Origin of the sequence: Saccharopolyspora taberi (assembly GCF_039534165.1) — a bacterium.
GTDB lineage: Bacteria > Actinomycetota > Actinomycetes > Mycobacteriales > Pseudonocardiaceae > Saccharopolyspora_D > Saccharopolyspora_D taberi.
Genome location: NZ_BAAAUX010000014.1, coordinates 166,721 through 190,968 on the forward strand (window position 1 = coordinate 166,721; position 24,248 = coordinate 190,968).

Below are 24,248 nucleotides of genomic sequence, written 5' to 3' on the forward strand. Positions count from 1 at the left end.
CGGCAACCGCGGCGCGGTTCGGTGTTGATCGCCGCGCCCGGGCCTGGCAGCGTGCGAATACTCCACCCGCGCGGACCCCGGGAGTGTGCATGCACGACGACCGCAGCAACGTCGAGAAGCGGCTCGACCGCGTCCTGCCGGAGCGGTTGCGGCCCGCCCAGTACACGCGGACCGCGCCGTGCGAGGTCGCCGTCTGGCACGTCCCCGGCGAGCCGGTGCCGGTGGCCGAGGCGCTGGCCGCCGACTACGCGCCCGCCGCGGTGGGCGAGGCATGGGGACCGCCGTGGGGGACCAGCTGGTTCCGCGTCACCGCCGAGGTTCCGGCCGAGTGGGCAGGCCTGCCGGTGGAGGTGCTGCTGGACCTGGGGTTCGACGACGACCGGGCCGGATTCCAGTGCGAAGGTCTCGTCCACACCCCCGACGGCACACCGGTCAAGGGCCTCAACCCCCGCAACGCGTTCATCCCCGCCGGCCCCGACGCCGCCGGGCAGCGCCGCACCTGGTACGTCGAAGCCGCCGCCAACCCGCTGATCCTGGGACCGGACGGATTCCGGCCCACCCGGCTGGGCGACCGCGAGACCGCCGGCAGCACCCCGCTGTACCGGCTGGAACGCGCCGAGGTGGCGGTGCTCGACGAGACGGTGTGGAACCTGGTGCAGGACACCGAAGTCCTCGACCAGCTGATGCGGGAACTGCCCACCGACTCCCCGCGCCGCCACGAGATCCTGCGCGCCCTGGAACGCATGCTCGACCGCCTCGACCTGCACGACGTGCCCGGCACGGCCGCCGGCGCCCGCGCCGAGCTCGCCGACGCGCTCGCGCGCCCCGCGCACGCCAGCGCCCACGTCGTCTCGGCCGTCGGCCACGCCCACATCGACTCGGCCTGGCTGTGGCCGCTGCGCGAAACCGTCCGCAAGGTCGCCCGCACCGTGGCCAACGTGACCGCGCTGATGGACGACCACCCCGACTTCAGGTTCGCGATGTCGCAGGCCCAGCAGCTGGCCTGGATCAAACAGCACCAGCCCGCGCTGTTCGAACGGGTCCGCCACCACGTGGCCACCGGACAGTTCGTCCCGGTCGGCGGAATGTGGGTCGAGTCCGACACCAACATGCCCGGCGCGGAGGCGATGGCCCGCCAGTTCGTGCACGGCAAGCGGTTCTACCTCGACGAGTTCGGCCTGGACACCCCGGAGGTGTGGCTGCCGGACTCGTTCGGCTACAGCGCGGCCCTGCCGCAGCTGGTGACCGCGTCGGGCTCGCGATGGTTCCTGACCCAGAAGATCTCCTGGAGCCAGACCAACACCTTCCCGCACCACACGTTCTGGTGGGAAGGCATCGACGGCACCCGGGTGTTCACCCACTTCCCGCCGGTGGACACCTACAACTCCGAGATCTCCGGCGCCGAACTCGCCCACGCCTCCCGCAACTTCGCCGAGCACGGCTTCGCCACCCGCTCCCTGGTGCCGTTCGGCCACGGCGACGGCGGCGGGGGACCGACCCGCGAGATGCTGGCCCGCGCCTACCGCACCGCCGACCTGGAAGGCTCGCCGAAGGTGCGCCTGGAATCGCCCTCGGCGTTCTTCGAAGCCGCCCACGCCGACCACCGCGGGCCCGCAGTGTGGTCAGGGGAGCTGTATCTGGAGTTCCACCGCGGCACCTACACCTCCCAGGCCCGCACCAAGCAGGGCAACCGGCGCAGCGAGCACCTGCTGCGCGAAGCCGAGCTGTGGTGCGCCACCGCCGCGGTCGCCACCGGCCGCGACTACCCCTACGACACGCTGGACCGGGTGTGGAAAACGGTGCTGCTGCACCAGTTCCACGACATCCTGCCGGGCTCGTCGATCGCGTGGGTGCACCGCGAAGCCGAACAGACCTACCGGCAGGTCGCCGCCGAACTAGCCGAGGTCATCGACGACGCCCAGCGCGCCCTGGCCGGCCCCGACAGCGGAGTACCGGTGACGTTCAACGCCGCACCGCACACCCGCGACGGCGTGCCCGCGATGGGCGCAGGCACGGCCGCCGAACCCCCGGCGACCACGGTGGCGCGGCAGGCCGACGGCACCACCGTGCTCGACAACGGCCTCGTGCAGGCCACTGTGGACACCCGGGGCCTGCTGACCTCGGTCCGCGACCACGCCGCCGAACGCGAAGCGCTGGCCGGGCCGGGCAACCTGCTGCAACTGCACGCCGACCACCCCAACGCCTGGGACGCCTGGGACATCGACGACTTCTACCGCCACAACGTCCGAGACCTCACCACCGCCGACGCCGTCGACATCGACGGGGACGCGGTCGTGGTCCGCCGCAGCACCGGCGAGTCCACGATCGTCCAGCGCATCACCCTCGGCCCCGGCGCACGGCGGGTCGACATCGACACCGAGATCGACTGGCACGAGTCGGAGAAGCTGCTCAAAGCAGCCTTCCCGCTGGACGTGCACGCCGACCGCTCGGCCTCCGAGATCCAGTTCGGCCACGTCCACCGCCCCACCCACACCAACACCTCCTGGGACGCGGCGAAGTTCGAGATCTGCGCGCACCGCTGGATCCACGTCGGCGAAACCGGCTACGGGCACGCGCTGACCAACGACTCCACCTACGGCCACGACGTCACCCGCGACACCCGGCCCGACGGCGGCACCACGACCACGGTCCGGCTCTCACTGCTGCGCGCCCCGCGATTCCCCGACCCCGACACCGACCACGGCGTGCACCGCCTGCGCTACAGCCTCGTCGTCGGCGCCGGCATCGGCGACGCGGTCCGCGAGGGCTACCGGATCAACCTGCCCGAACGCACGGTTCGCGGTTCCCGTGAGGTGCAGCCGCTGATCGCCGTCGACGACGAAGCCGTGGTGGTCGAGTCGGTCAAACTCGCCGACGACCGCTCCGGCGACGTCGTGGTCCGCCTCTACGAGTCGCGCGGCGGACGGGCCCGGGCACGGGTGTCGGCCAGCTTCGCGGTCGCGGCGGTCACCCGCACCGACCTGCTGGAACGACCAGTGGAACAGCCCGAAGGCGGCACCGACGTCGTCGACCTGCGGCTGCGCCCGTTCGAGATCGTCACACTGCGCTTCAGGCGGGCGCGGTAGCGATGACGACCTGGATCTGCGGCCCCTCGTCCTCGGTCATCCGCAACACGTACCGATAGGACTCCTGGTCCAGGGTCACACCCTCGCCGTCGAGGAACGCCCACGTGACATCCACGGTCAGCAGCTGCCTGCTCAACGTCGTGTGCGAGCGCAGCGACGGCCTGGCCGCGACGATCCCGCGACCGTGGTAGTGCTGGACGCGATCGGCGTAGAACGCCTCGACCTCGTCGTTGGCGGAGAAGGCCACGGCCCCGGCGTCGGAGAGCACCAGCGCGGGCACCCGGTAGCAGCCCGCGATACCGGCCAGGTCGACGTCGGCCAGCGCCTTGCCGTAGTCGTCGAAGAACCGCCGCAGCTCGTCGAGGTCGCCCATGCACCAAGACGGTAGCCCCCGACCGGCCACCGCGCGCTCCTGATCTCCGCGCGCACGGGTCTTCCGACCTGCCCGAACAGGCCGGAAGACCCGCGAGCCGGGTCAGCGCAGCAGCCGCTTCCACACCTCGTGGTCGGCCACCCCGGTGGGCTGCAGGCCCTGAGCGGACTGGAACTCGCGCACCGCGTCCGCCGACCGCCCCGCGTACTGGGCGTCGGCGGGCACGTAGTGACCACGCGAGGTCAGCAGCACCTGCAACGCCAGCACCGCATCACCCCGGCTGTCACCGGCCAGCACCGGCGCCAGCGCGGTCCAGGCCGTGCCACCGAAGTACCCGGGCTCCTCGACGCGGGTGGCGTGGCAGGTGGCCGCCTCGATCCGGTGCGAGCGCAGGAACTCCCCGGTCGCGGCCTGCGTCTGCGGACCGTAGGCACCATCGACGGGCACCGACAGGCCCTGCGCGCGCAACAGGTGCTGAGTCGCGGTCACAGCGGGCCCACCGGCACCGGGCTTGAGCAGCAACCACGTCACCGGGTGCACGACCCGCTGGCCGACAGCGGCACCGACCGCCTCGCGTAATTCCGGTAAGCGGCCGTAGAACACCTCGCCGGGGCACTCGGTGGACATGAAGTCCCGGTGCCCGTAGATCTCGCTGGCGCTGATCCCGTACTGGGAGACCATGTACGAGCACAGCGACACCAGCGACGTCCACAGCTTCTCGGGCACGTCGACGTCGGTGTAGGTGCCCTCGTTCTCGATGCCCAGCGCGACCGAGTTCTGGTCCCCGGCGTGCGCCCCGAGCACGTGCTGGGCGCCCTCCTGCAACACCGACAGGCTCTTGTGGCGGCCCTCGGTGATCCAGCCGCCGCGGCTGTTGGTGAAGTTCTGCCCGGTGTCCTTCCAGCCGTTGCCGTCCATGTGGTGGTCCTGGATGGACCGCGACAGCGCGAACGCCTGCGCCTGGGAGGTGTCGTCGACGTTGGCGGAGGCGGTGTGGTGCACGATGATCTTGGTGGGCTTGGAGTCGAGCACGTCGATGGCGCTGCTGGGTTCGCGGGCGCCCCAGTCCGCGGTGCCGGCGATCTCCGGTGCCGCGGGCCGGGCGGAGGCGGGCAGGCCGAGCGCGCCGACGGCGGTGACGGTGAGGCCACCGACCAGGAACGACCGGCGCGCGACGGGGGAGCGGTGCAACGACATGTGAGCCCTCCAAGGACGTGGTTGATCACGATCGGGCCGAACCTAGAAACATGAGCGTGCACGCATAACCCCCGGATGAGTTAAATCTTGGCGAAAAAGCGCCAACAACACGTTGCTAGATCACAGGAATCGCACGACCAAGACGGAGGCGAACGTGAAAGTCGCAGTCACCGGCGCACGCGGCACCATCGGCCGGGCCCTGACCCGAGCCCTGGCCGACGCGGGCCACCAGGTCCGCGCCATCGACCGCACCGGCCCCGACCCGGTCGACACCGGCGACTACCCCCGGCTGCGCGACGCCGTGCACGGCAACGACGCCCTGATCCACCTCGCGGGCATCCCCACGCCCTGGCACGACCCCGGACACCTCGTGCACAACACCAACGTCACCGGCAGCTACAACGCCCTGTCAGCCGCCACCGAATGCGGCATCGACCGGATCGTGCTGGCCTCCAGCATCAACGCCGTCGGCGGCGCCTTCAGCCGGCGCGCCCACTACGACTACTTCCCGGTCGACGAAACCCACCCCACCTACAACGAAGACCCCTACAGCCTGTCGAAGTGGATCGCCGAAACCCAGGCCGACTCCTTCGCCCGACGCCACCCCGACCTCACGATCACCAGCCTGCGCCTGCACGGCGCCACCCCCGACCGAGCCACCGCCGCCGCCCACGGCACCGACCCGACGATGACGGTCAACCACCTGTGGGGCTACGTCCGCCTCGACGCCGTCACCCAAGCCTGCCTGCTCGCCCTGCACGCCCCCTGGACCGGCCACCAGGTCTGCAACATCGTCGCCCCCGACACCATCACCGACACCGACTCCCGGACACTGGCCGCACGCCACTACCCGGACGTCCCGATCCGAGGCGACCTCGACGGACGCGCCGGCTTCTACGACTGCACCAAGGCCAAACAACTCCTCGGATGGACCCACCCGCCGGCAACAACGTGATCACGACCGCGTCATGAACCCCCCGGCCACCGGTCCCCACCCCGACAGCTGGCATCAGGCTAGGGGAATCCATGGACCGGTTCGCCGACTTCCTGCGGCGGCAGATCGACATCGACCTGGAACTGCTGCGCTGGGTGCGCGAGGACGCCGAATCCGGAACCAGCCGCGGATGTTTCATCACCATCATCCGCGGCTTCCGGGAATGCGAACTCAAAGCCCGCCTGCTGCGCGTGCACCAGTGGTGCGGACAGGGCTCCGGCCCCTGCGACCAGGTCGGCGACGCCTTCCCCCCAGAGGACGAACGCGGCTGCACCACCCGTGCCCTGCTCGGCCTGCCCTACTCCGACCGGCCCGGCTACGCCCACCGCTGGCGGCCCTGACCCGCAACCCGGTAGCGCAGGTGCACCGCACCACCGTCGAACCGCACCTCGTCCACCAACTCCAACCCGAACCGGACACCCTCCGGCAACCCCTTCTTGCCCGCACCCACCACAACCGGCTGCAAGTAGAGGCACACCTCGTCCACCAACCCCGCGCGGAACGCGTGCACAGCCAACGCGGGCCCACCAATGCTGATGTCGTACCCGGCCCCCGCCTTGAACCGCCGCACCGCCTCCGGGTCGAACACCCGCTCCAACCGCGTCCGTGCCGTCGACACCGACTCCAGCGTCGACGAATAGACGACCTTGTCCAAACTCCGCCACAACTCCGCGAAATCACGACCAGGCGACGGCTGCTCGTCATCGACGTGCATGGTCTCCCAACCACGCATCAACTCGTACGTGCGACGCCCGTACAAATGCGCACCAACACCGCGCTCCAGAGCGTTGACGTGCGCATGCACCTGATCATCGGGCACCGCCCAGCTGAAATCACCGCTCTCATCGGCGATGTAGCCATCCAGCGACATGATCGCGGTGTAGATCAGCCTGCCCATCAGCGCCCCGCCTCCACCACGGCCAGCACCTCCGGCGTCACCGGATCCAGCAGATCGTCGAAGTCGTGGTGCCGCCCCACGTACCTGGCCACGAACGGGCACACCGGCACGACCCGCATACCCGCCGCCCGCGTCCCCGCCAACGCCTCAGCCACCAGAACACCTCCCAGCCCCTGTCCGGCGAAACCCGGATCGACCTCGGTGTGGTAGAAGATCCGCTGCCCATCGCGGTCGACGTACTCGGTGAACCCCGCCAGCTCACCCTCGACGCTGATCTCGTAGCGATGCCGGCCGGAAGCGTTGGTCACGGTAACCATGGCCCTCACTATGCCCCACCCGCGCCACCAGAACCCCGCCGTTGCCGACACCCCCGCCCACGCGCACGCTGGAACCGGCACCAACACGAGGGGGCCACTCGTGAACATCACGTTCCCAGGCGAAAGCGAGCAATACCGCACCGCCCGCGACAAACTCCTGCACCAGGAAGCCGAACTGCGCCGCGCCACCGAAGCCGTCGCCGCCGCCCGCCGCACCCTGCCACCCGGCGGCCCCGTCCCGCAGGACTACCTCTTCCAAGCCGCACAACCCGACGGCACACCCGTCGACATCCGCCTGTCCGAACTGTTCACCACCAACACCCTGCTGATCTACAGCTTCATGTTCCCCCGCCACCCCGCCGACGACCGCCCAGGACCAGGGGAAGGCCGCACCGCCCAGCTCGCCGCGAGCCAAAGCCCCTGCCCGTCCTGCACCGCACTGCTCGACCAGCTCGACGGCGCCATCGAACACCTCACCCAACGCGCCGACTTCGCCGTCGTCGCCCGAGCACCGCTCCCACGCCTGCTCGCCTTCGCCGCCGACCGCGGCTGGCGCCGCCTGCGCCTGCTCTCCGGCGCCGCCAACAACTACACCCGCGACTACCACGGCCAAACCCCCGACGGCGACCCCATGCCCATGCTCAACGTCTTCCACCGCGACGGCGCCACCATCCGCCACTTCTGGGGATCCGAACTCCTCTACACCGACCCCGAACCCGACCAGGACCCGCGCCACCTCGGCACCATCGAACCGCTCTGGAACCTGCTCGACCTCACCCCCGAAGGCCGCGGCACCGACTGGCACGAACAACTCCGCTACCCCTGACCCACCACCGGAGAACGGCATGCTCGACCTCGGACCAGCAGCCCGGCGGATGACCACCCTCCTCGAAGGAGTCACCGACGACCAGCTCACCGCACCCACACCCTGCGAGAACTACCGCCTCGGCGACCTCGTCGACCACATCGACGGCCTCACCCGCGCCTTCACCGCCGCGGCCACCAAAGACCACGCGGAAACAGGGGACCAGCAGCCCACGGCCGACGCCCGGCGACTCGCCCCGGACTGGCGCACCCGCATCCCCACCCAGCTCGCCGCACTCGCCGAAGCCTGGCGCGCACCGCAAGCCTGGCAGGGCACGACCCGCGCAGGCGGCATCGACCTGCCCGGCGAAGTCGCCGGCCTCGTCGCACTCGACGAACTCGTCCTGCACGGCTGGGACGTCGCCCGCGCCACCGGCCAGCCCTACGACATCGACACGCCCTCCCTGGAAGGCTGCATGGAGTTCGTCTCCGCGATGTCGACCCCCGACCAGCTCGACAGCCGCGAAGGACTCTTCGGCCCCATCGTGCCCGTCCCACCCGACCGCCCACTGCTCGACCGCGTCCTCGGCCTCAGCGGCCGCGACCCGGCCTGGACCGCCTGAACAGCGACCGCGCGGCCCCCATCGCCGGACTCACTCGCCGCGACACCGCCCACCACCAAAGGCCGAAAGCCCCGCGCCTACACCGCCTGACGACTGATCCGGTTCGAGACCAGGAACGCGTTGGCCCACCGAGCGCGCGGATCGCTGTCGACCAGCAACGCCTTGGCCAACAGCGTCAGCGGAATGGCCAACACCGCCCCCAGCGGCCCGAGCACCCAGGTCCAGAACACCAGCGACAGCATCGTCACCGTCGTCGACAACCCGACCGCATCACCCACGAACCGAGGCTGGATCACGCTCTGCACCAGGAAGTTCAGCACGAGGTAGATCACGACGACGGTCAGCGCCAACTGCCACCCGCCCTGCAACAGCGCGAGCACCACCGGCGGCACAAGCCCGATGAAGAACCCGACATTCGGGATGTAGTTGGTCACGAACGCCAGCAAACCCCACAGCACCGCAAGCGGAATCCCGAGCAGCGCCAACGCGACCGCGTCCAGCACGGCCACGATCGCACCGAACACCGTCGACACCACCAGGTAGCTGCGCGTGCCCCGCGCGAACCCGGTCAGCGCCCGCGCCGTCTCCGGATGATCACCGATGATCACGGCCATCCGCGTGCCGAGCCCACTGCTTTCCACGCTGAGGAACAACAGCAACGCCAACAGGAACACGAGGTTCGTACCGATCGTCGCCACACCCGACAGCAACGCACCCATGAACCCCGCCAACCGCCCGAAGTCAATCTTGCCCACCGCGGCCCTGACCTGGTCCGGACCGATGCCGAACCCGGCCAGCGCGCGCGACAGCTCCGCCACCATCTCCTCCGCGCGATGCGCGTACTGCGGCAGGATCGTCGCCAGCCTGCCCACGGAAAGGACCACGACCACCGCGAAGGTGATCAGCACCGCGTACACGAGCACGACCAGCACCAGGGTCGACAGCCAGCGCGGACACCCCTTGCCCGCAAGCCAGTCGGACACCGGACTCGTCGCGATGACGATGACCAACGCCAGGAACGTCGGAGCCACGAGCCAGGAGATCGACCGCAACCCGGCCACCACGATCACCACCGACGCCAGGCCGAGCAGCACCACCAGGCCCCTGGGCAGAGCCCGCGAGTCTGATCCAGTAGGAGCAGCGGCGCCCATCCGGCCAAGATAGGGCGACCGGCGGCAACGCGCCGCATGACCACCGGCCGCCATGCCGCGCACCCCGGTCCGCGCGACCATGGACGCGTCGATCCGAGGATGGAGGCGCAGTGGCCGGACGCAAACCGGTGGTCGTCGGCTTCGACCGATCCACCCGATCACGCCGGGCCGCCGCCTGGGCGGCCAGGGACGCCGCCAGCAGGCGTCTCCCGCTGCTGCTCGTCCACGCGATCGGATGGCCGTTGAGCCCGCAGGCCGTGGCAGGGGGAGAGGACCCCCGCCAGCCACTGCGCGAAGTCCTCGAACGCGAACTGGAACAGCTGGTCGACTGGTGCGCCGGAATCGCCCCCGCACTCGACGTCCGCAGCGAGCTGGTGTTCGCAGACCCGGTCGAAGTGCTCGGCGAACGCGCGGCCGACGCGGAGCTGCTCGTGCTGGGCGGCCCGAGGATCGAAGACGACCTGGGCTTCGTCGGCTCCACCTCGGCCGAACTGCTCACGCACCGCTCCGGCGTTCCTGTCGTCGTCGTGCGGGGCGACCGGGAGCAGCCGGACTCGGCACCGGTCGTAGTCGGCGTCGACGGCTCCACGACCAGCGCCATGGCGATCGGCTTCGCCTACGACTTCGCCTCCCGCCACGGCGCCGACCTGGTCGCCGTGCACGGCTGGAGCGATGTCCTCCCGGACCCGTTCGTACGACTCCCGGACTGGGACCAGGTCCACGAAAACGCGCGCACCGAAGCCGCCGAGCTGCTCGCCGAATCCCTGGCGGGATGGGGCGAGCGGTATCCCGATGTCGCCGTGCGCAGGGTGCTGACCCCGGAGAAACCCGCCAGCGCGCTGCTGGACGAGGCCCGGAACGCGGGACTGCTCGTCGTGGGCAGCCACGGCCGCGGTCCCGTGCGACGCGCGCTGCTCGGATCGGTGAGCCACACTGCGGTGAACAAGGCTCCGTGCCCAGTGGCGGTGCTGCGCTCACCGAAGCTGGGGGACTAGTCGGCAACGGAGGCTGGCCGACGCCTCCGAGCCAGGGGAGCGGCGGTCGGACGGGCTTTCCCTCAGTTCCCGTGCGTCCGGCGCGTCACCGGCAGCGAGCGAAACTCCGTGCTGGCAGGGAAGTTTCGGAGCCGGGACCGCCAACAGTGGACGTTCGGCAGCTGGTGCGCCTGTTTCTCTATTTGGTGGATAATCTTCATTATCCACCAAATAGAGAAAGACCTCAGCAGAGGATAGCCCGCACCTGCCGCGGGGGACACGACTTCCGCTGGCGCGTTCTCCGGCTGCGCCCGCAGCTTCTCGTTTCGTTCGGCTTCGCGCCGTCTCGCTTCGATGACCGACGCCGGTTGCTGTGCCGCCGCTGGACGGGACGACCGGCATCGAGATCAACTTCGACGGGTCGGCATTGGCTGGTTGTCAGCCTTCTCCGGCGCTGAGACTCGACGTCCGGGACCGCCTACCCGGAATCGTCACTGTGACGTTAATACAGTGACCCTCCGGGGATTTCCCGGCCGGGCAGTCGAATGCCGCCCCGGGCGCCGCGCACTGAGCCATGAGCCACGAGCCGCGCCCCGTCGTCGTCCGCGCGGTCCGCGCTCCGCAGCAGCCGAGCGTCGTTCGCCGTCGGATGCCCGCCGCGCGCCCGCCGGACGCGACTTCGGCCGGCGCCGCCGGAACACGGCGCCTGGCCACTTCCCGGCGGATCTTCCCCGGTCGCTCAAATGCCGATAATTGACATTATGTTAAGTAGTAGGTTCGGAGGCGCCTGAGAGCGGTCCCCTGCGCGCTCTGATCGAGCCGAGCCCCCGAATGCCGCCTTTCCGGTACCTGACGCGGATCTGCTCATGCCCGGATCGGCCGAGCCGGTGGCTCTCCGGCGCCGGACCGGGATCGCCGGTCGCGAGTCGCCGAGCGGCTGTCCGGGGCCGTTCGCCAGGCAGCGGTACCCGCCGAAACTCCGACCTCTCCCCTGGCTTGCGGCCCAACAGCAGCCTCCGTTGGGAAGGCCCCGGATGACCGTCCGGTCGCTACGCTCGCGGTGTTGGGGTTTCTCCCGATCCCGCTGGGGGTTCCGTGGAACCGAGCGATGGCCTGCGCGCAGTGGCGGACCGGTGCGCCGCGCGGATCGACCGGGAGCGGCTCACTGCGACCCTGAGCGAACTCATCAGCCTGCCCAGCGTCAACCCGTTCGGCGGCGAGCTCGGTGACGGTCAGGGTGAGCTGCTGGTGGCGCGCTACCTCGATGATCGGTTGGGGCGGCTGGGCTGGGACGGCGATGTCGTGGAGTACGCGCCCGGGCGGTACAACGCGGTCGCCCGGCTGGCCGGTGGTGGTGGCCAGGTGCTGATGCTGGCGGGCCACCTGGACACCGTGGAGACCACCGGCTATCCGGAGCCGTTCGCCGGGGCCGTGCGCGGCGGCAGGGTTTACGGGCGTGGTGCCTGTGACATGAAGGCGGCGCTGGCCTGCTACGTCGAGGCGGCCGAGGTGCTGGCCGCCGAGGCGGTCGAGCTTCCGGGTGATCTGGTGGTCGCGGGCGTCGGTGACGAGGAATACCGCCAGGAGGGCGCGAAAGCGCTCGGACTGCGGGCCGACGGTGTGATCATCGGCGAGCCGACCGAGCTGGTGATCTGCCACGCGACCAAGGGGCTCGCCGCCTACGACCTGACCGTCACGGGCGAGGCCACCCACAGCAGCGTGCCGCAGCACGGGTCGAACGCGATCCTCGGTGCTGCCGCGTTGCTGGGCTCGTTCGGCGAGTACGTGCGGTTGCTGGAGCGGCGCGGGCATCCGTTGCTGGGCCCGCCCACGGCCAATGTCGGCGTCATCGAGGGCGGGGTGAAGCCGAACATCGTGCCTTCGTCGTGCACGGTGCAGCTCAGCCGCCGGCTTCTTCCCGGGGAGACCGCGGCGGGTGCTCGGGAGGAGCTCGTGGGCGTGCTGGCGGGTGCTGGTGGTTCCGCGCGGTGGTCGCTCGGGGATTCGTGGTGGACCGTTGAGCCCTACGAGCTGCCCGCCGGGCATCCGCTGGGTGGCGTTGTCGCCGTCGCGGCTGAGCTCAGTGGTCTCGCCGACACCGTGCCGCGGGGTTTTCCGGGCAGTTCGGACGCGGCGTACTTCGGTTCGCCGGTCGTGCTGTTCGGTCCTGGTTCGCTGGCGCAGGCGCACAGCCTCGACGAGTGGGTGCCGGTCGAGGAGATGGTCACCGCGACCGAGGTGTACCTGCGCTCTGCCCTCGCGTTCGGTGGTTGACCTGCGCGTGGGTGCCGGTTCCTGTACTGCTTTTCGGGGGGTCCGTTCCGCGCTGGAAGGACGATGAGGATGTTCGTGCTGGGGTTTCTCGCGGTTTCGCTGCTGGTCGCTCTGACTCCGGGGGCCAACAACCTGCTGGCGCTGCGCCACGGGATGTCGCACGGTTTCGGCGGTTCGATGGTCGGGGTCGGCGGGCGGCTGGTGGCGTTCGCGGTTCTGGTGCTCGCGGTGGTGGCGGGGTTGGGGCCGCTGCTGTCGGCGTCGGAGTGGGCGTTGACGGTCATCAAGTGGGCCGGGGTTGCTTATCTGGCTTATCTCGGTGTCACGACGTTGTGGGCGAGCTTCCGGCCGGGTGCTGAGCCGGGTGGTGCGGAGGTTCCGGCGTCCGGGCCGGTGTTTTCGTTGGCGCGCAAGGAGTTCCTGGTCGCGATCACGAATCCGAAGGCGGTTTTGGTGTTCACCGCGTTCGTTCCGCAGTTCGTGGTGCCCGAGCACGGGGCGGTGACTGGGCAGTTGGCGGTGCTCGGTGCCTTCTACCTCATCGCGGAAGGGGTGGCGGCCGGGGTGTTCGCCGTGGTTGGTGCGGTGATCAAGGCGGTTCGCCTGAGCTACCGGGCGCACCGCAGGCTGGATCGCGCCACGGGTGGTGTCCTGCTGGGCATGGCGGGTCTGCTTGCGGTGGAGTCGACCTGAGACGGGTTATTTCCGGAATCCGGCGTCAGTGTTGATGGTGATGCGCCGTGGTCGTTCTTTGGGCAGCAGGAACCGGTTGAGGTCGGTGCGGATCTGGTCGGCGCGGGAGATGTCGTCGATGTGCAGTTCCAGGTCCAGCTGGGTGGAGCCGTCGTCAGCGGTGGTGAGGTGGGGCGTGCAGCGCAGGACTCCGGGGATGCTGTGCGCGGCTTGGCGGATGGTGAACAGCGAGATCTTCTCGCCGCGGAGGACGACGAGTTCGGATCGTCTGCCGTGGAAGTGGAGGTAGCCGTCGTCGTCGAGGCGGAAGAGGTCGCCGGTGGCGATCTGGCCGGTCGGCAGCAGTGGCGGGGTGCCGTCGGTGCGGCGGATGAGTGCGGTGTCGGTGCGGATGAGGAGTTCGCCTGCGCCGGTTTCCGGTTGCGGGTCGCGGAGTTGGACTTCGACTCCGGGTAGTGGCAGGCCGGCTGAGGTGTGGCGGTGGGCTGGTTCGGCGTGTGCGGCGAGGGTGGAGACGCGTGGTCCGGCTTCGGTGAGTCCGTAGGTGAGGTAGAGCTCGTTGCGGTGCAGTGCGAGGAGGTTGCCGACGTCGGTTGCGGCGAGGTGGTCGCCGCCGATGGTGAGCATGCGGAGTCGGGTGGGTGGTGCGTTGCCGTGTTCGAGGAGTGCTCGGGCGATGGTCGGGGTGATGGACGACGAGGTGATGTCGTGGCGGTGCAGTGCCGAGTGGTAGGTCTGCGGTGAGAACGGGGGTCCGGAGACGACGATGCGGGCGCCGGTGACGTAGGCGGCGAGCACTTGTGCGACGACGGCGTAGGAGTAGTACAGGGGCAGGTTGATCAGGATGGTGTCGTCCGGTCGCAGTCCGACGGCTTGGGCGTGTTTGGTGGCGTTGCGCAGGAGTGAGCCGAGGTGGTGCACGCAGGCGCTGAACAGGCCGGAGGTGCCGGAGGTGAGGATGACGAACTCCCCTGGGCTGTAGGGGGTTTGTGGTGTGTTGAGCAGGGCTGCTTTGGCGGTGGCCACCTGGTGGGTGTGGTGGGTGGGTCTGGTGCTGATGAGCGCGCCTGCGCCGAGTCGCCGGGCGAGGGCGTTGATCCGGTTCGCCGGTGTTGCCGGGGATGTCGGCATGGGGACGGCGCCGGTGAGCAGCAGGGCCAGCAGGATGTGGATCGTGGTGGCGGTGTTGGGCAGTGCGACGATCACGAGGGTGCCGGGGAGCAGGCCGAGCCGGTGGATGTCCTCGAGCGTGGTGTCGAGGTCGGGGGCTGCCGGTTTGGGGGTTTCGTCGGTGGTCCGGGCGGCGAGGTCGGCCACTCGTGCTGCGGTGAGGGCTCGGTCAGCCGGCATCTGCCGCTCCCCTTCCGGTGATGAGGGGGTGTATGTCGTGGGTGGTGAGCGGGTGGCGGGCCACGACGCATTGGACTTCGTGCGTGCCGGTGTCGTCGAGCGTGTGGCCGGCGAGCACGAGGAAGCGGGCGAGGCCGCGGGTCAGCCACGAGTCGGCGACGGTGAGTGCTGTTGGTGCGGCTGCTGCTGGGGTGGTCGACAGGGCCAGTGAGGGGCCTCGTAGTCCCCAGCGGATGCAGGGCAGGCCGGTGGTGGCTCCGGGGTTGGAGCCTGCGAAGCGCAGTGGGGACACGCGTCCGCGTTGGGCGGTGGTGGCCACTGCTTGCATCGTGAGCAGGGTGGCGTGCTCGGACATGGTGATGATGGCGACGTCGTCGGGGTTGGCAAGGACGGTGGCGTGGTGGGGTTGGAGTGCTTGTCCGATGGCTGCGGCGAATTGCCATGCCACGGGGTCGGCGAAGAAGGATGGGCGGTTCTCGGCGAATTCGGCGGGGTTGGTGCTGCGGACGGTGCTGTGGCCGAGTACGGAGGTTCGCATCAGGCGTCGCCGTTCCTGGTGAACAGCAGGCTGGTGTTGAAGCCGCCGAAGCCGAGGGTGATGCTCAGTCCGGCGGTGCCGTTGAAGGCGTGCGGTCTGCCGAGCACGAGTGGCAGGGCGGTCGCGGGGGTTGTGGTGGCGGCGATCGGTGGGGCGAGCTGGTCGCGCAGGGCGAGGACGGTGGAGACGGCTTCGATGGCGCCGGTTGCTCCGAGGCTGTGGCCGAGTGCGCCTTTGGTGGCGAACACCGGTGGTGGGTGTTCGGTGAACAGTGCGGCGAGGGTTGCTTCCTCCACGGTGTCGTTGAGCGGGGTTCCGGTGGCGTGGGCGTTGATCACGGCGATGTCGGCGGTGGTCAGGCCGGTGCCGGTGAGGCTGCGGTGGATGGCGAGCCGGATGCTGGTGCCGGAGGTGTCGGGTGCGGTCATTCCGGCGGCGTCGTTGGCCGATCCGGCTCCGGTGAGCAGGGCGTGGGTGCGTGCTTGCCGCAGGTGTGCCGAGCGGGCTGATTCGAGGACGAGGAAGGCGGCGCCTTCGCCGAGGAGCATGCCGTCGTGGTGTTCGTCGAAGGCTCGGAGGGTGGTGGGTGACATCGTGCCGAGTGCGGAGTGGCCGAGGCGTTTTGCCGTGGTCAGGATGTCCGCGCCGCCGCAGACGCAGGTGTCGTGGGTGCCGGCGCGGATCAGTTCGGCGCCGATGAGCAGGCTGTCGGCTCCGGCGGAGCAGGCCGTGGTGACGGTGATCGGTTCGTTGCGGTGTCCTGCGCGGCGGGCGCTTTCCCGGGCCCAGTGGTGCAGTGATGTGGTGCCGGGTGTGTCGAGGTGGTGGGCGTAGCTGGTGCCCAGGATGGGTGTGATCGCGGGGTCGGCCGGGTCGATTCCGGCGTCGGCGCAGGCGGCGCGCAGGGTGTTCGCGGTGATGGTGAGTTGTCTTTCCCGGAGGTCTTGGGCTGCGTCGGGTATGGCGGCGGCGAGGTCGTTGCGCAGTGGGAAGGGCGAGGTGTGGTGGTCGAACGCGGTGCGTCCCGCGCAGAGGTCGCGCCAGGTGCTGTCGAGGTCGGAGCCCAGCGGGGTGCACCAGGCCATGCCGGTGATCCTCGGGGTCCGGTCGGTCACCACAGTTGCCGGCCCAGTTGGCTGATCGTGGTGCGGACCAGGTTGCCGGAGAAGGCCGCGACGCGGCGGTCGTCGACGGTGGCGTTGGCGGAGAAGAAGAACACGTTGTCCCGCAGGCGGTCCTGGCGGAGGTGGAACAGGACGCGGTCTCCGGGGACGACGATGCCGGTGAAGCGGGATTTGACGCTGCCGATCAGGGTGATCTCGTCTTCGGTGAGGGGGCTGGTGCTGAGCTGGTGGAAGACGATGCCGGACTGGGCGAAGGCCTGCATGAGGTGGCTGCCGGGGAAGATCGCGCGGTCCGGGAAGTGGCCCGCGATGCTGTCGAGGTTGGCCGAGACCGACAGCACGCTGGTCAGGTGTGATCCGGGTTCGTAGTCGGTGACGCGGTCGATGTAGAGCATCGGGTGGCGATGGCGCAGGAGTTGTTTGAGTTCGGAGAAGCCCAGCTGCCGGTCGGTGGTCTCAGTCATCTGCGGTGAGTCCTTTCAGGCTTCGCGCTGCTTGGGCGGGCAGGGCGACCGCGCGCCCGGTTCCGGTGTCCACGGCGCACAGCACGAGCTTGGCGACTGCCAGCGGTTCGCCGGTGTCGCGTGCGAGGTCGGCGCGGGCTCGCAGGGTCGCGGCGGTGGCGCGTTCGAGGGTGGTGGTGGCGAGCACGACGTCGCGGAACCTCGCGGGTGCGAGGTAGCGGATGTGCAGGTCGGTGACGGCGAGTTCGGTGCCGTGGCGCTGGAACAGGTCGAGTCCGGTTCCGTTGTGGTGCAGGAAGGACAGGACCGCGGTTTCGGCGAGCGAGGCGTAGCGGGAGAAGTGCATGACGCCTGCGGCGTCGGTGTCGACGTGTTCGACCCGGTGCCGGAGCGCGGGGTTCATCACGACTCCTGGAAGGCGCGGGTGCCGGTGGCGATGCGTTCGACGATGGTGTCGGCCTGTGCGGTGGTGGTGATCGCGGGTGGTGCGATTCGCATGGTCGGGTGGAGGTAGCGCAGTCCGCGGGTGCGGCGGCCTGCTCCGGCCATGAACTCGACGTAGACGCCGGCGCGCAGGATTTTCTCCCGCAGTTCGGGGAGTTTGCGGGCGGCGCGTTCTTGCAGTTCGAGGCCGTGGATGACGCCGAGGCCGCGGTTTTCCCGGTAGATGTCGGGGAATTGGGTGACGAGCTGGTCGTGCAGGGTCTGGTTCAGGTGCTGGCCGAGTGCGGCGGTGTGTTCGAGGATTCCGGTGGTGCGCAGGTGGGTCAGTCCGTCGTTGAGCACGGCGCAGGTGATGGGTCGCAGGTCGGAGGTGGCGACCGCGCCGCTGCTGCGGGTGCCGAGGTCGGCGCGGGTGATGACCATCGAGGCGGGGACCACACCCATGCCGAGGTTCTTGCCGATGACGGTGATGTCGGTGGGGATGGGGCCGTGCTGGTCGGTCATCGCGAAGAACTGGCCTGTTTTGGCGAATGTGAGGACTTCGTCGGCGACGAGCAGCACGTCGGAGTCGGCGCACAGGCGGGACACCGCGCGCAGGTAGTCCGGTGGCGGGACCAGGATGCCCGCGTCGCCTTGGACCGGTTCGATGACGACTGCGAGCAGGCGTTCGGCGTTGTCGGCGAAGTACTCCTGGATGGCGTCGTGGTCGCCGAAGGGGATGTGCTGCACGCGGACGTCGTAGTCGCCGCTCGTGGCGCGGGCGGGCAGGCCGACCTGGTAGTGCCTGCGGTTGAGCAGCGGCACGAGGCCGTCGGTCCAGCCGTGCCAGGCGCCTTCGAAGGCGAGGACGGTGTCGCGGTGTTCGCGGCCGGGGTGGTGCCGGAGCCTGCGGCGGTCGAAGCGGGATTCGAGGACCAGCCGGACGGCCAGTTCCATGCCCTCCGAGCCGGAATTGCGTCCGCTGACGCGGTATTGGCCGGTCGGAAACCGGTCGGTCCAGATTCCGCCGGGGCCGAACAGGGTGTGCAGGAGGCGGGCGCGTTCCAGGGATGCCATTTCGTCGGTCGAGTAGCCGACTTCCTGGACCGCGCGGCGCAGTGCGCGCACCATTTCGGGGTGACCGGCGCCGAGGCAGGCGGTTCCGTAGCCGCCGCTGGCGTCGATCGCGGTGTGCGGCTGCCCGAGGTTGTCCTCGGCGGTGCCGACGAGGTTCATTTCGATTCCGCGGGCGCCGGTGCAGGCGTAGGGCAGCTTCGGCCCGCCGTAGTGGTCGAAATGTATTTCCCGGGAGGAGAGGAGGAGGTTCAGGTCGGTTGGGGACGTTTCGTGCGTTCCGGTCAAGACCACCTCGGTGTCCCGTCTGTGCGGCGGATGGGGTCTGCTGGGGGCGCTGGTCAGGGTGCGGTGGGGTCGGCGTCGGCCGAGGTCAGCCGTTCGATGAGGCCGGCGAGCGAGGAGATCGAGGAGAAGTTGTCCGGGGAGAAGTCGTCGTCGTCGATGGTGATGCCGAATATGTTCTCGCACTGGACTCGCAATTCGACGAACCCCAGGGAGTCCAGGCCGAAGATGTCGCGCAGGTTTTCGTCCTCCCTCATTTCTTCGGCGGGTACTTCCACGAAGAGATCGGATACCAGTACTTCCTTGATTTTGTCCGCGATGTTCATCGAACACTTCCTCTCCGAAGAAAGACGAAGTGGATGTGGGCCCCGATCTGAACGTTACTGGCGGCGAATCAGGCGTCGCAAGCGTCGTGCCGACGTTCACTGTTTTGTATCATCGCCGGGCCGTTGTTCGCGGCCGATAGGAGTAGGCGGTCCGGCTGAAGGAATGGTTGTGGGTTCCGCAGACGTACGACACCGCGGGCGTGGCGTGATCATTTCTTCGGTCAGGTGGTGCGGCGCACGGCGCTGGGTGTGCTCCCCCACCAGCGGCGGCAGCAGCGGCTGAGCGCGGACTGCTCGGACAGGCCGAGCAGCGCGGCGATCTGGCTCATGGGCATCTCGGTGGTGGTGAGGTAGCGGCGGGCGGCGTGGCGGCGGACGTCGTCGAGGATGTCGGCGAAGGTGGTGCCTTCGCGGGTGAGGCGGCGCTGGAGGGTGCGCGGGTGGATGTTGATCAGGCGGGCGATGGCGCCGATCTCGGGCGGGGTGGTTCCCAGCGACTGGGCGATGACGCTGCGGACTCGCGGGGTCAGGTGGGTGCTCTCCCCCGCCGACTGCTCGTCGAGGTAGGCCAGGGCGAGCTGGCGGAGCCGTTCGTCGGTGCCGGTCAGCGGTGTGGTGGCGAGGCTGCGGGGCAGGCGGAGCATGGGGGCGGTGCTGCCGGTGCGGACGGGGACGCCGAAGAAGTCCTCGTAGGCGCTGAGCGGGGCTCGGGGGGTGTGGGGCAGTTCGACGCCGCGGAGTCCGTAGGGGCCGGAGACCAGGAAGGTGATGGCGCGGTGGAGGAATCCGAGGCTGAGGTCGACGGCCTGGGCGGAGATGGGGGCGGTGCGCGGGAGTTCGTAGCGCAGGGCGGCGATGCCGTGGGCGCCGCGCGGGTCGTCGGTCAGGACGAGTTCGAGGGAGCGGGTGTGGACGAACAGGTAGCGGGAGGTGCAGTCGAGGGCGTCGCCGACGGTGGGCGAGTTCTGGATGGCCAGGGCGAGCGGGCCGAGCAGGCCGAGGTCCTGGCGGGCGGCGACGAGCAGGCCGAGGTCGGGTCGGCGCAGTGCGGTGGCCGCGATGTCGAGGACGGCGACGAGCGCGTCGTCGGGGACGAGGAGGTCGTCGGTGTCGAGTGCGGCGACGGGCAGGCCGGCGGCCCGGGCGTAGTCCTCGGCGTTGCCGCCGAGTTCGGCGACGGTGGCGCGGAAGCCGCGGAGCCCGGCGGAGCGGATCACCGACATGTCGTGCAGGGTCAAATACTTGTCGTGGGAAGTCAAGAGCGCGGTGGGCGGGCTGAGCACACTGGGGGCATGGCCACCGCTGATGAGGTCGAGCACCTGGATGTCGTGATCGTCGGTGCCGGGTTGTCCGGTGTCGGTGCGGCGTACCGGTTGCGGACGGAGTGCCCGGGCAAGTCGCTGGCGCTGCTGGAGGCGCGGGACGCGATGGGCGGGACGTGGGATCTGTTCCGGTATCCGGGGGTCCGGTCGGATTCGGACATGTTCACGCTGGGGTATCCGTTCCGGCCCTGGCGGGAAGCGAAGGCGATCGCGGACGGGCCGTCGATCCTGAGCTACATCCGGCGGACGGCGGCCGAGCACGGGATCGACGCGTTGATCCGGTACCGGACGAAGGTGGTCTCGGCGGACTGGTCATCAGCAGAGGCGCGGTGGACGTTGGTGCTGGCGGTGCGCGATGAGCGGGGCAACGTCGAGCAGCGGCGCCTGACGTGCGACTTCCTGTATTCGTGCGCGGGTTACTACGACTACGAGCGGGGGCATGATCCGGTGTTCCCCGGGGTGGAGTCGTTCGCGGGGACGGTGGTGCATCCGCAGTTCTGGCCGGAGGAGCTGGACTACGCGGGCAAGCGGGTCGTGGTGATCGGCAGCGGCGCGACGGCGGTGACGTTGGTGCCGTCGATGGCCGAGGACGCGGCGCGGGTGACGATGTTGCAGCGCTCCCCCACCTGGATCAGTCCGGTGCCGGGGCGGGACCGGGTCGCCGACCGGGTCCGGGCGGTGCTGCCCGCCGGGTTGGCGCATCGGGTGGTGCGGGCCAAGAACATCGCGTTCACCGCGGGTTTCTACCAGTTCTGCCGGCGGTGGCCGAAGGCGGCGCGGCGGCTGCTGACGAGGTTGAGCAGGCGTGCGTTGCGGGATGCGCGGGCGGTGCGGGAGCACTTCACGCCGTCGTACGACCCGTGGGATCAGCGGTTGTGCGCGGTGCCGGATGCGGATCTGTACCGGGCGATCCGGAAGGGCCGGGCCGAGGTCGTGACCGATCACGTCGACTCGTTCGTGCCCGAGGGCATCCGGTTGCGGTCGGGGCGGGTGCTGGAGGCCGATGTGGTGGTGACCGCGACCGGGTTGCGGTTGCTGGCGTTCGGTGGGATCGCGCCGCGGGTGGACGGCCGCCGGGTGGAGTGGCCGGAGCAGTTCGTGTGGCGTGGGGCGATGGTGACCGGCGTGCCGAACTTCGCGGTGTGCATCGGTTATACGAACGCGTCGTGGACGTTGCGGGCCGATCTGACGTCGCGGTTGGTGTGCAAGGTGCTGAACCTGATGGAGCGTCGGGGGCTTGCGGCGGTGGTGCCGGAGCCGGACCGGGAGCTGGTGGCGCGTCCGCTGCTGGATCTGGCGTCGGGCTACGTGCGGCGGTCGATCGACGAGTTCCCGCGGCAGGGTGATCGGGGTCCGTGGCGGGTGCGGCAGAACTACCCGCTGGACGCGGTGCTGACGCTGCGGGGTGATCTGGCTCGGGGCCTGTCCCCCACGCCGCGGTCGTCGGTGCGGCGGGCCTGAGCGTCACCGGGGATGACGGGGTTCCAGGGTTCGGGGGCCTGGCCGGAGCCGGAGTGCAGGACGCTGCGGAAGGTGGCGGTGGTGTCGCGGGCGAGTTCGGCGTCGGCGATGCCGGGCTGCTGGAAGTACTGCATGTAGTCGTTGTCGCCGAAGCGGGTGCGCATCGCGGTGAGCAGGCTCTGCTGCCCTCGTGGGATGAACGGGATGCTGAGCGCGGCGACGCCGCGGACGCGGTCGGGGCGCAGGAGCGCGGTGGTCCAGGCGATCATGGCGCCCCAGTCGTGGCCGACGATGACCGCGTCGCGTTCGCCGAGGGCAAGGAACAGCTGTTCGCTGGCCGGCCACCTCGCCGGGACGCTGCGCCACATCCTGCGCGGCTGATCAGGCGGGCCGGGCTCGGTCGGCGGCCAAGTGCACCGCGATCCCGGCCAGCACGGTGCCCATCAGGTAGCGCTGCACCCGCAGCCACGCCGGGTGCCGCGCCAGCAGCGCGGCGAGCGCCCCGGCGCCGAGCACGATCAGCCCGTTGACCGTCAGCGCCACCGCGATCTGGGTCGCGCCCAGCACCAGGCTCTGCACCGCCACGTCACCGAGCGCGGGCTCGATGAACTGCGGCAGCAGCGACACGTAGAGGACCGCGATCTTCGGGTTGAGCAGGTTGGTCACCAGGCCCATCGCGAACAGCCGCCGCGGCGGATCCGCGGGCAGCTCCCGCGGGGGCGCGAACACCGACGTGCCGCCCGGCCGCACCGCCTGCCAGGCCAGCCACAGCAGGTACCCGGCGCCGGCGAGCTTGATCGCGGTGTAGAGCGCGGGAACGGCCGTGAACACGGTGACCAGCCCGGCGGTGGCCGCGGCGAGGTAGACCAGGAACCCGGCCGCCACCCCCAGCAGCGAGATCAGCCCGGCCCGGCGTCCCTGGGTGATCGAGCGCGACACCAGGTAGAGCATGTTCGGGCCGGGGGTGAGGACCATGCCCAGGGCGATCAGCGCGATACCGGCCATGGCGTGCGTGCTGATCATCGGACCTGCTTCGGCGTCGGGGACGGGTTCGGCGTCGGACGCTAGCCGCGGGCGGTTCCGGCGGAAACGGCCAATTCGCGGGTGCTGGCCTTCGTCACGAGGTCTGCCGGGTGCGGATCCGTTCGACGGCGGCGGTGACGAGTTCGGCGTTGTCGGCGGCGATCTGCCCGTCCGGCAGCAGCAGGGTGTCCTCCAGGCCGATTCGGGTGTCGAGGTCCCGGCGGGCGGCCAGCGCCAGCACCGGCCACGCCCCCGCTCCCTCACCGTGCAGCAGCACCGGTGCCGGTGCGGGGTCCAGGCGGCGCAGCAGCGCCTCGGCCGTGGTGGCCGCGCCGCGCTTGGTGAGGTCGGTGACCTCGGCCAGCACCCGCAGCACGTGGTGGCGCAGCGGGGAAGCCAGGAACTGCTGTTCGGAGCCGGTGCCGGAGTGGATCCCGGCCTCCACGGCGACTCCCCGGTCCAGCAGCGCCTGCGCGAGGTCCTCGGCGCCGGGCTCGTGCCAGTTGACCGAGGCGTGGTCGGGCAGCACCGTCCAGGAGCGGATCAGCCGGATGCGGTCCTGCGGGTCGGGCGTGGTCCAGGCTCCGGTGGTCACGCCCACCGGCACCCCGGGCGCGGCGGCGCGCACCGCGCGCAGCGTGGCCGCGACGACCTGGGCGTCGAGGGTGTCGGACCCGCCGGGAGCTTTCGGGTGCAGGTGGATGTCGGAGGCGCCGGCGGCGACGCTGGCCGCGGCGGCGCTGGCGAGGTGCTCGGGGCGCACGGGCAGGTGGTGGTGTTCGCGTGGGGACCGGGCGCCGTTCAGGCAGACCTGCAGCATGCCCCGATTGTCCCCCGAGCCGGGTCGGCCGCGGTACCGCGCGCGGGGCGGTCGTTGGCGTGTCGTGATCATTCCGCGCGCTCGTGCGCTGCGACGATCGGGTCAGCGCAGCGCGGCCCAGTCCGTTCGGGTGAGCACGTGCAGGTGGGTGTGGACGCCGTCGCTGTCGGTGCGGTCGGCGTGGTGGGTCATGCCGAGTTTGGTCATGATCCGACCCGAGACGTCGTTGCCGGTCTGGTACTGGGCGTAGACGACGTCGGTGTGGCCGAACGCGTGGTCGCGCGCGGCGCGCACGGCTTCGGTCGCCACGCCCTTGCCCCACGCGGGCGGCGCCAGCAGCCAGCCGAGCTCGACGGCGGGCCGCCCGAGGACGGATTCGCCGACCGGGCGGTGGCTGACCGAAACCATGCCCACCGCGGTGCCGTCGTGCCGCCACCGGATGGCCCGCCAGCCGAAGCCGTGGGCGGACCAGTGCTCCAGCGCCGCGTCGTGGCGCTCACGGGTGAACTCCGCCGACCACGGCTCCTGGTCGCGGATGTGGCGCACGACGAGCGGATCCGAGACCAGGGTGGTGAGCAGCCGGAGGTCGTCGCCGGTCCACCTGGTCAGTTCCAGTCGCGGGGTCGTCAGGCTGGCGGACACGGCGTTCTCCTC

26 protein-coding genes are annotated in these 24,248 nt (G+C 70.2%); 9 read left to right on the forward strand and 17 right to left on the reverse strand.

Annotation, left to right across the window (positions count from 1 at the left end; all coding sequences use genetic code 11):
- The first annotated feature begins 89 nt into the window (after positions 1-89).
- On the forward strand, positions 90-3,086 hold the full coding sequence (locus tag ABD691_RS14860) for an alpha-mannosidase (RefSeq protein WP_344680254.1): 2,997 nt from the start codon (positions 90-92) through the stop codon (positions 3,084-3,086).
- Here the strand turns inward: ABD691_RS14860 and ABD691_RS14865 are convergent.
- Both ABD691_RS14865 and ABD691_RS14870 read right to left on the reverse strand, forming a co-directional pair.
- The gene (locus ABD691_RS14865; RefSeq protein WP_344680255.1) at positions 3,070-3,459 is read right to left on the reverse strand and encodes a hypothetical protein; all 390 of its coding nucleotides are present in this window, start codon (positions 3,457-3,459) and stop codon (positions 3,070-3,072) included. The genes ABD691_RS14860 and ABD691_RS14865 overlap by 17 nt on opposite strands.
- Positions 3,460-3,561: 102 nt before the next feature.
- Positions 3,562-4,656, reverse strand: a complete 1,095-nt coding sequence (locus ABD691_RS14870) for a peptidoglycan recognition protein family protein (protein ID WP_344680256.1) — start codon at positions 4,654-4,656, stop codon at positions 3,562-3,564.
- A 154-nt stretch (positions 4,657-4,810) separates the two neighbouring features.
- Here ABD691_RS14870 and ABD691_RS14875 point away from each other — a divergent pair, with 154 nt between their 5' ends.
- Together ABD691_RS14875 and ABD691_RS14880 are read left to right on the forward strand one after the other, a co-directional pair.
- Complete coding sequence (locus ABD691_RS14875) at positions 4,811-5,611, forward strand: NAD-dependent epimerase/dehydratase family protein (protein WP_344680257.1); 801 nt, start codon at positions 4,811-4,813, stop codon at positions 5,609-5,611.
- Positions 5,612-5,682: 71 nt separating this feature from the next.
- Complete coding sequence (locus ABD691_RS14880) at positions 5,683-5,991, forward strand: DUF6221 family protein (RefSeq protein WP_344680258.1); 309 nt, start codon at positions 5,683-5,685, stop codon at positions 5,989-5,991.
- Here the strand turns inward: ABD691_RS14880 and ABD691_RS14885 are convergent.
- Positions 5,967-6,548, reverse strand: coding sequence for a dihydrofolate reductase family protein (locus ABD691_RS14885; protein ID WP_344680259.1), 582 nt, complete (start codon positions 6,546-6,548; stop codon positions 5,967-5,969). The two genes, ABD691_RS14880 and ABD691_RS14885, sit on opposite strands and share 25 nt — an antisense overlap.
- Positions 6,548-6,865 (reverse strand): GNAT family N-acetyltransferase, encoded by a 318-nt coding sequence (locus ABD691_RS14890; RefSeq protein ID WP_344680260.1) that lies wholly within the window; start codon positions 6,863-6,865, stop codon positions 6,548-6,550. The genes ABD691_RS14885 and ABD691_RS14890 overlap by 1 nt, the downstream gene beginning before the upstream one ends.
- A gap of 100 nt (positions 6,866-6,965) precedes the next feature.
- Between ABD691_RS14890 and ABD691_RS14895 the strand changes: the two genes are divergently transcribed.
- The gene (locus tag ABD691_RS14895) at positions 6,966-7,691 is read left to right on the forward strand and encodes a DUF899 family protein (protein WP_344680261.1); all 726 of its coding nucleotides are present in this window, start codon (positions 6,966-6,968) and stop codon (positions 7,689-7,691) included.
- A gap of 19 nt (positions 7,692-7,710) precedes the next feature.
- Positions 7,711-8,292 carry a TIGR03086 family metal-binding protein gene (locus tag ABD691_RS14900; RefSeq protein ID WP_344680262.1) on the forward strand — a complete coding sequence of 194 codons (582 nt, stop codon included), beginning with the start codon at positions 7,711-7,713 and terminating at the stop codon, positions 8,290-8,292.
- A 77-nt stretch (positions 8,293-8,369) separates the two neighbouring features.
- On the opposite strand, the gene ABD691_RS14905 is transcribed toward ABD691_RS14900, so the two are convergent.
- A complete protein-coding gene (locus tag ABD691_RS14905) occupies positions 8,370-9,443 on the reverse strand; it encodes an AI-2E family transporter (RefSeq protein WP_344680263.1) in 1,074 nt (357 codons plus the stop codon).
- A 110-nt stretch (positions 9,444-9,553) separates the two neighbouring features.
- On the opposite strand from ABD691_RS14905, the gene ABD691_RS14910 reads away from it, so the two are divergent.
- From ABD691_RS14910 to ABD691_RS14920, 3 genes are all read left to right on the forward strand, one after another.
- Positions 9,554-10,438 carry a universal stress protein gene (locus ABD691_RS14910; protein WP_344680264.1) on the forward strand — a complete coding sequence of 295 codons (885 nt, stop codon included), beginning with the start codon at positions 9,554-9,556 and terminating at the stop codon, positions 10,436-10,438.
- A gap of 1,074 nt (positions 10,439-11,512) precedes the next feature.
- Positions 11,513-12,691: a M20 family metallopeptidase gene (locus tag ABD691_RS14915; RefSeq protein ID WP_344680265.1), complete on the forward strand. Its 1,179-nt coding sequence runs from the start codon at positions 11,513-11,515 to the stop codon at positions 12,689-12,691.
- 63 nt (positions 12,692-12,754) lie between these two features.
- Positions 12,755-13,384, forward strand: coding sequence for a LysE family translocator (locus ABD691_RS14920; RefSeq protein WP_344680266.1), 630 nt, complete (start codon positions 12,755-12,757; stop codon positions 13,382-13,384).
- A gap of 6 nt (positions 13,385-13,390) precedes the next feature.
- Here the strand turns inward: ABD691_RS14920 and ABD691_RS14925 are convergent, their stop codons facing one another.
- From ABD691_RS14925 to ABD691_RS14960, 8 genes are all read right to left on the reverse strand, one after another.
- On the reverse strand, positions 13,391-14,734 hold the full coding sequence (locus ABD691_RS14925; RefSeq protein ID WP_344680267.1) for a class I adenylate-forming enzyme family protein: 1,344 nt from the start codon (positions 14,732-14,734) through the stop codon (positions 13,391-13,393).
- Complete coding sequence (locus ABD691_RS14930; protein WP_344680268.1) at positions 14,724-15,272, reverse strand: hypothetical protein; 549 nt, start codon at positions 15,270-15,272, stop codon at positions 14,724-14,726. The genes ABD691_RS14925 and ABD691_RS14930 overlap by 11 nt, the downstream gene beginning before the upstream one ends.
- Positions 15,272-16,357: a beta-ketoacyl synthase N-terminal-like domain-containing protein gene (locus ABD691_RS14935; RefSeq protein WP_344680269.1), complete on the reverse strand. Its 1,086-nt coding sequence runs from the start codon at positions 16,355-16,357 to the stop codon at positions 15,272-15,274. The genes ABD691_RS14930 and ABD691_RS14935 overlap by 1 nt, the downstream gene beginning before the upstream one ends.
- Before the next feature lie 26 nt (positions 16,358-16,383).
- Positions 16,384-16,860: a 3-hydroxyacyl-ACP dehydratase FabZ family protein gene (locus tag ABD691_RS14940; protein WP_344680270.1), complete on the reverse strand. Its 477-nt coding sequence runs from the start codon at positions 16,858-16,860 to the stop codon at positions 16,384-16,386.
- Positions 16,853-17,263, reverse strand: coding sequence for an acyl-CoA thioesterase (locus ABD691_RS14945; RefSeq protein ID WP_344680271.1), 411 nt, complete (start codon positions 17,261-17,263; stop codon positions 16,853-16,855). The genes ABD691_RS14940 and ABD691_RS14945 overlap by 8 nt, the downstream gene beginning before the upstream one ends.
- A complete protein-coding gene (locus ABD691_RS14950) occupies positions 17,263-18,645 on the reverse strand; it encodes an aminotransferase class III-fold pyridoxal phosphate-dependent enzyme (protein ID WP_344680272.1) in 1,383 nt (460 codons plus the stop codon). Before ABD691_RS14950 ends, ABD691_RS14945 begins: the two co-directional genes overlap by 1 nt.
- Before the next feature lie 53 nt (positions 18,646-18,698).
- Positions 18,699-18,968 carry an acyl carrier protein gene (locus ABD691_RS14955; protein ID WP_344680273.1) on the reverse strand — a complete coding sequence of 90 codons (270 nt, stop codon included), beginning with the start codon at positions 18,966-18,968 and terminating at the stop codon, positions 18,699-18,701.
- Positions 18,969-19,189: 221 nt separating this feature from the next.
- Positions 19,190-20,191, reverse strand: coding sequence for an AraC family transcriptional regulator (locus ABD691_RS14960; protein WP_344680274.1), 1,002 nt, complete (start codon positions 20,189-20,191; stop codon positions 19,190-19,192).
- Between the two features lie 69 nt (positions 20,192-20,260).
- Here ABD691_RS14960 and ABD691_RS14965 point away from each other — a divergent pair, with 69 nt between their 5' ends.
- On the forward strand, positions 20,261-21,751 hold the full coding sequence (locus ABD691_RS14965) for a flavin-containing monooxygenase (protein ID WP_344680275.1): 1,491 nt from the start codon (positions 20,261-20,263) through the stop codon (positions 21,749-21,751).
- On the opposite strand, the gene ABD691_RS14970 is transcribed toward ABD691_RS14965, so the two are convergent.
- The 4 genes from ABD691_RS14970 to ABD691_RS14985 form a co-directional block, all read right to left on the reverse strand.
- Entirely contained in the window at positions 21,664-22,119 is a 456-nt protein-coding gene (locus tag ABD691_RS14970) for an alpha/beta hydrolase (RefSeq protein WP_344680276.1), read from the reverse strand. The two genes, ABD691_RS14965 and ABD691_RS14970, sit on opposite strands and share 88 nt — an antisense overlap.
- Positions 22,120-22,132: 13 nt before the next feature.
- Positions 22,133-22,774, reverse strand: a complete 642-nt coding sequence (locus ABD691_RS14975; protein ID WP_344680277.1) for a LysE family translocator — start codon at positions 22,772-22,774, stop codon at positions 22,133-22,135.
- Positions 22,775-22,868: 94 nt separating this feature from the next.
- The gene (locus ABD691_RS14980; protein WP_344680278.1) at positions 22,869-23,594 is read right to left on the reverse strand and encodes a 3-keto-5-aminohexanoate cleavage protein; all 726 of its coding nucleotides are present in this window, start codon (positions 23,592-23,594) and stop codon (positions 22,869-22,871) included.
- 102 nt (positions 23,595-23,696) lie between these two features.
- Positions 23,697-24,236, reverse strand: coding sequence for a GNAT family N-acetyltransferase (locus ABD691_RS14985; RefSeq protein WP_344680279.1), 540 nt, complete (start codon positions 24,234-24,236; stop codon positions 23,697-23,699).
- Positions 24,237-24,248 lie beyond the last annotated feature (12 nt).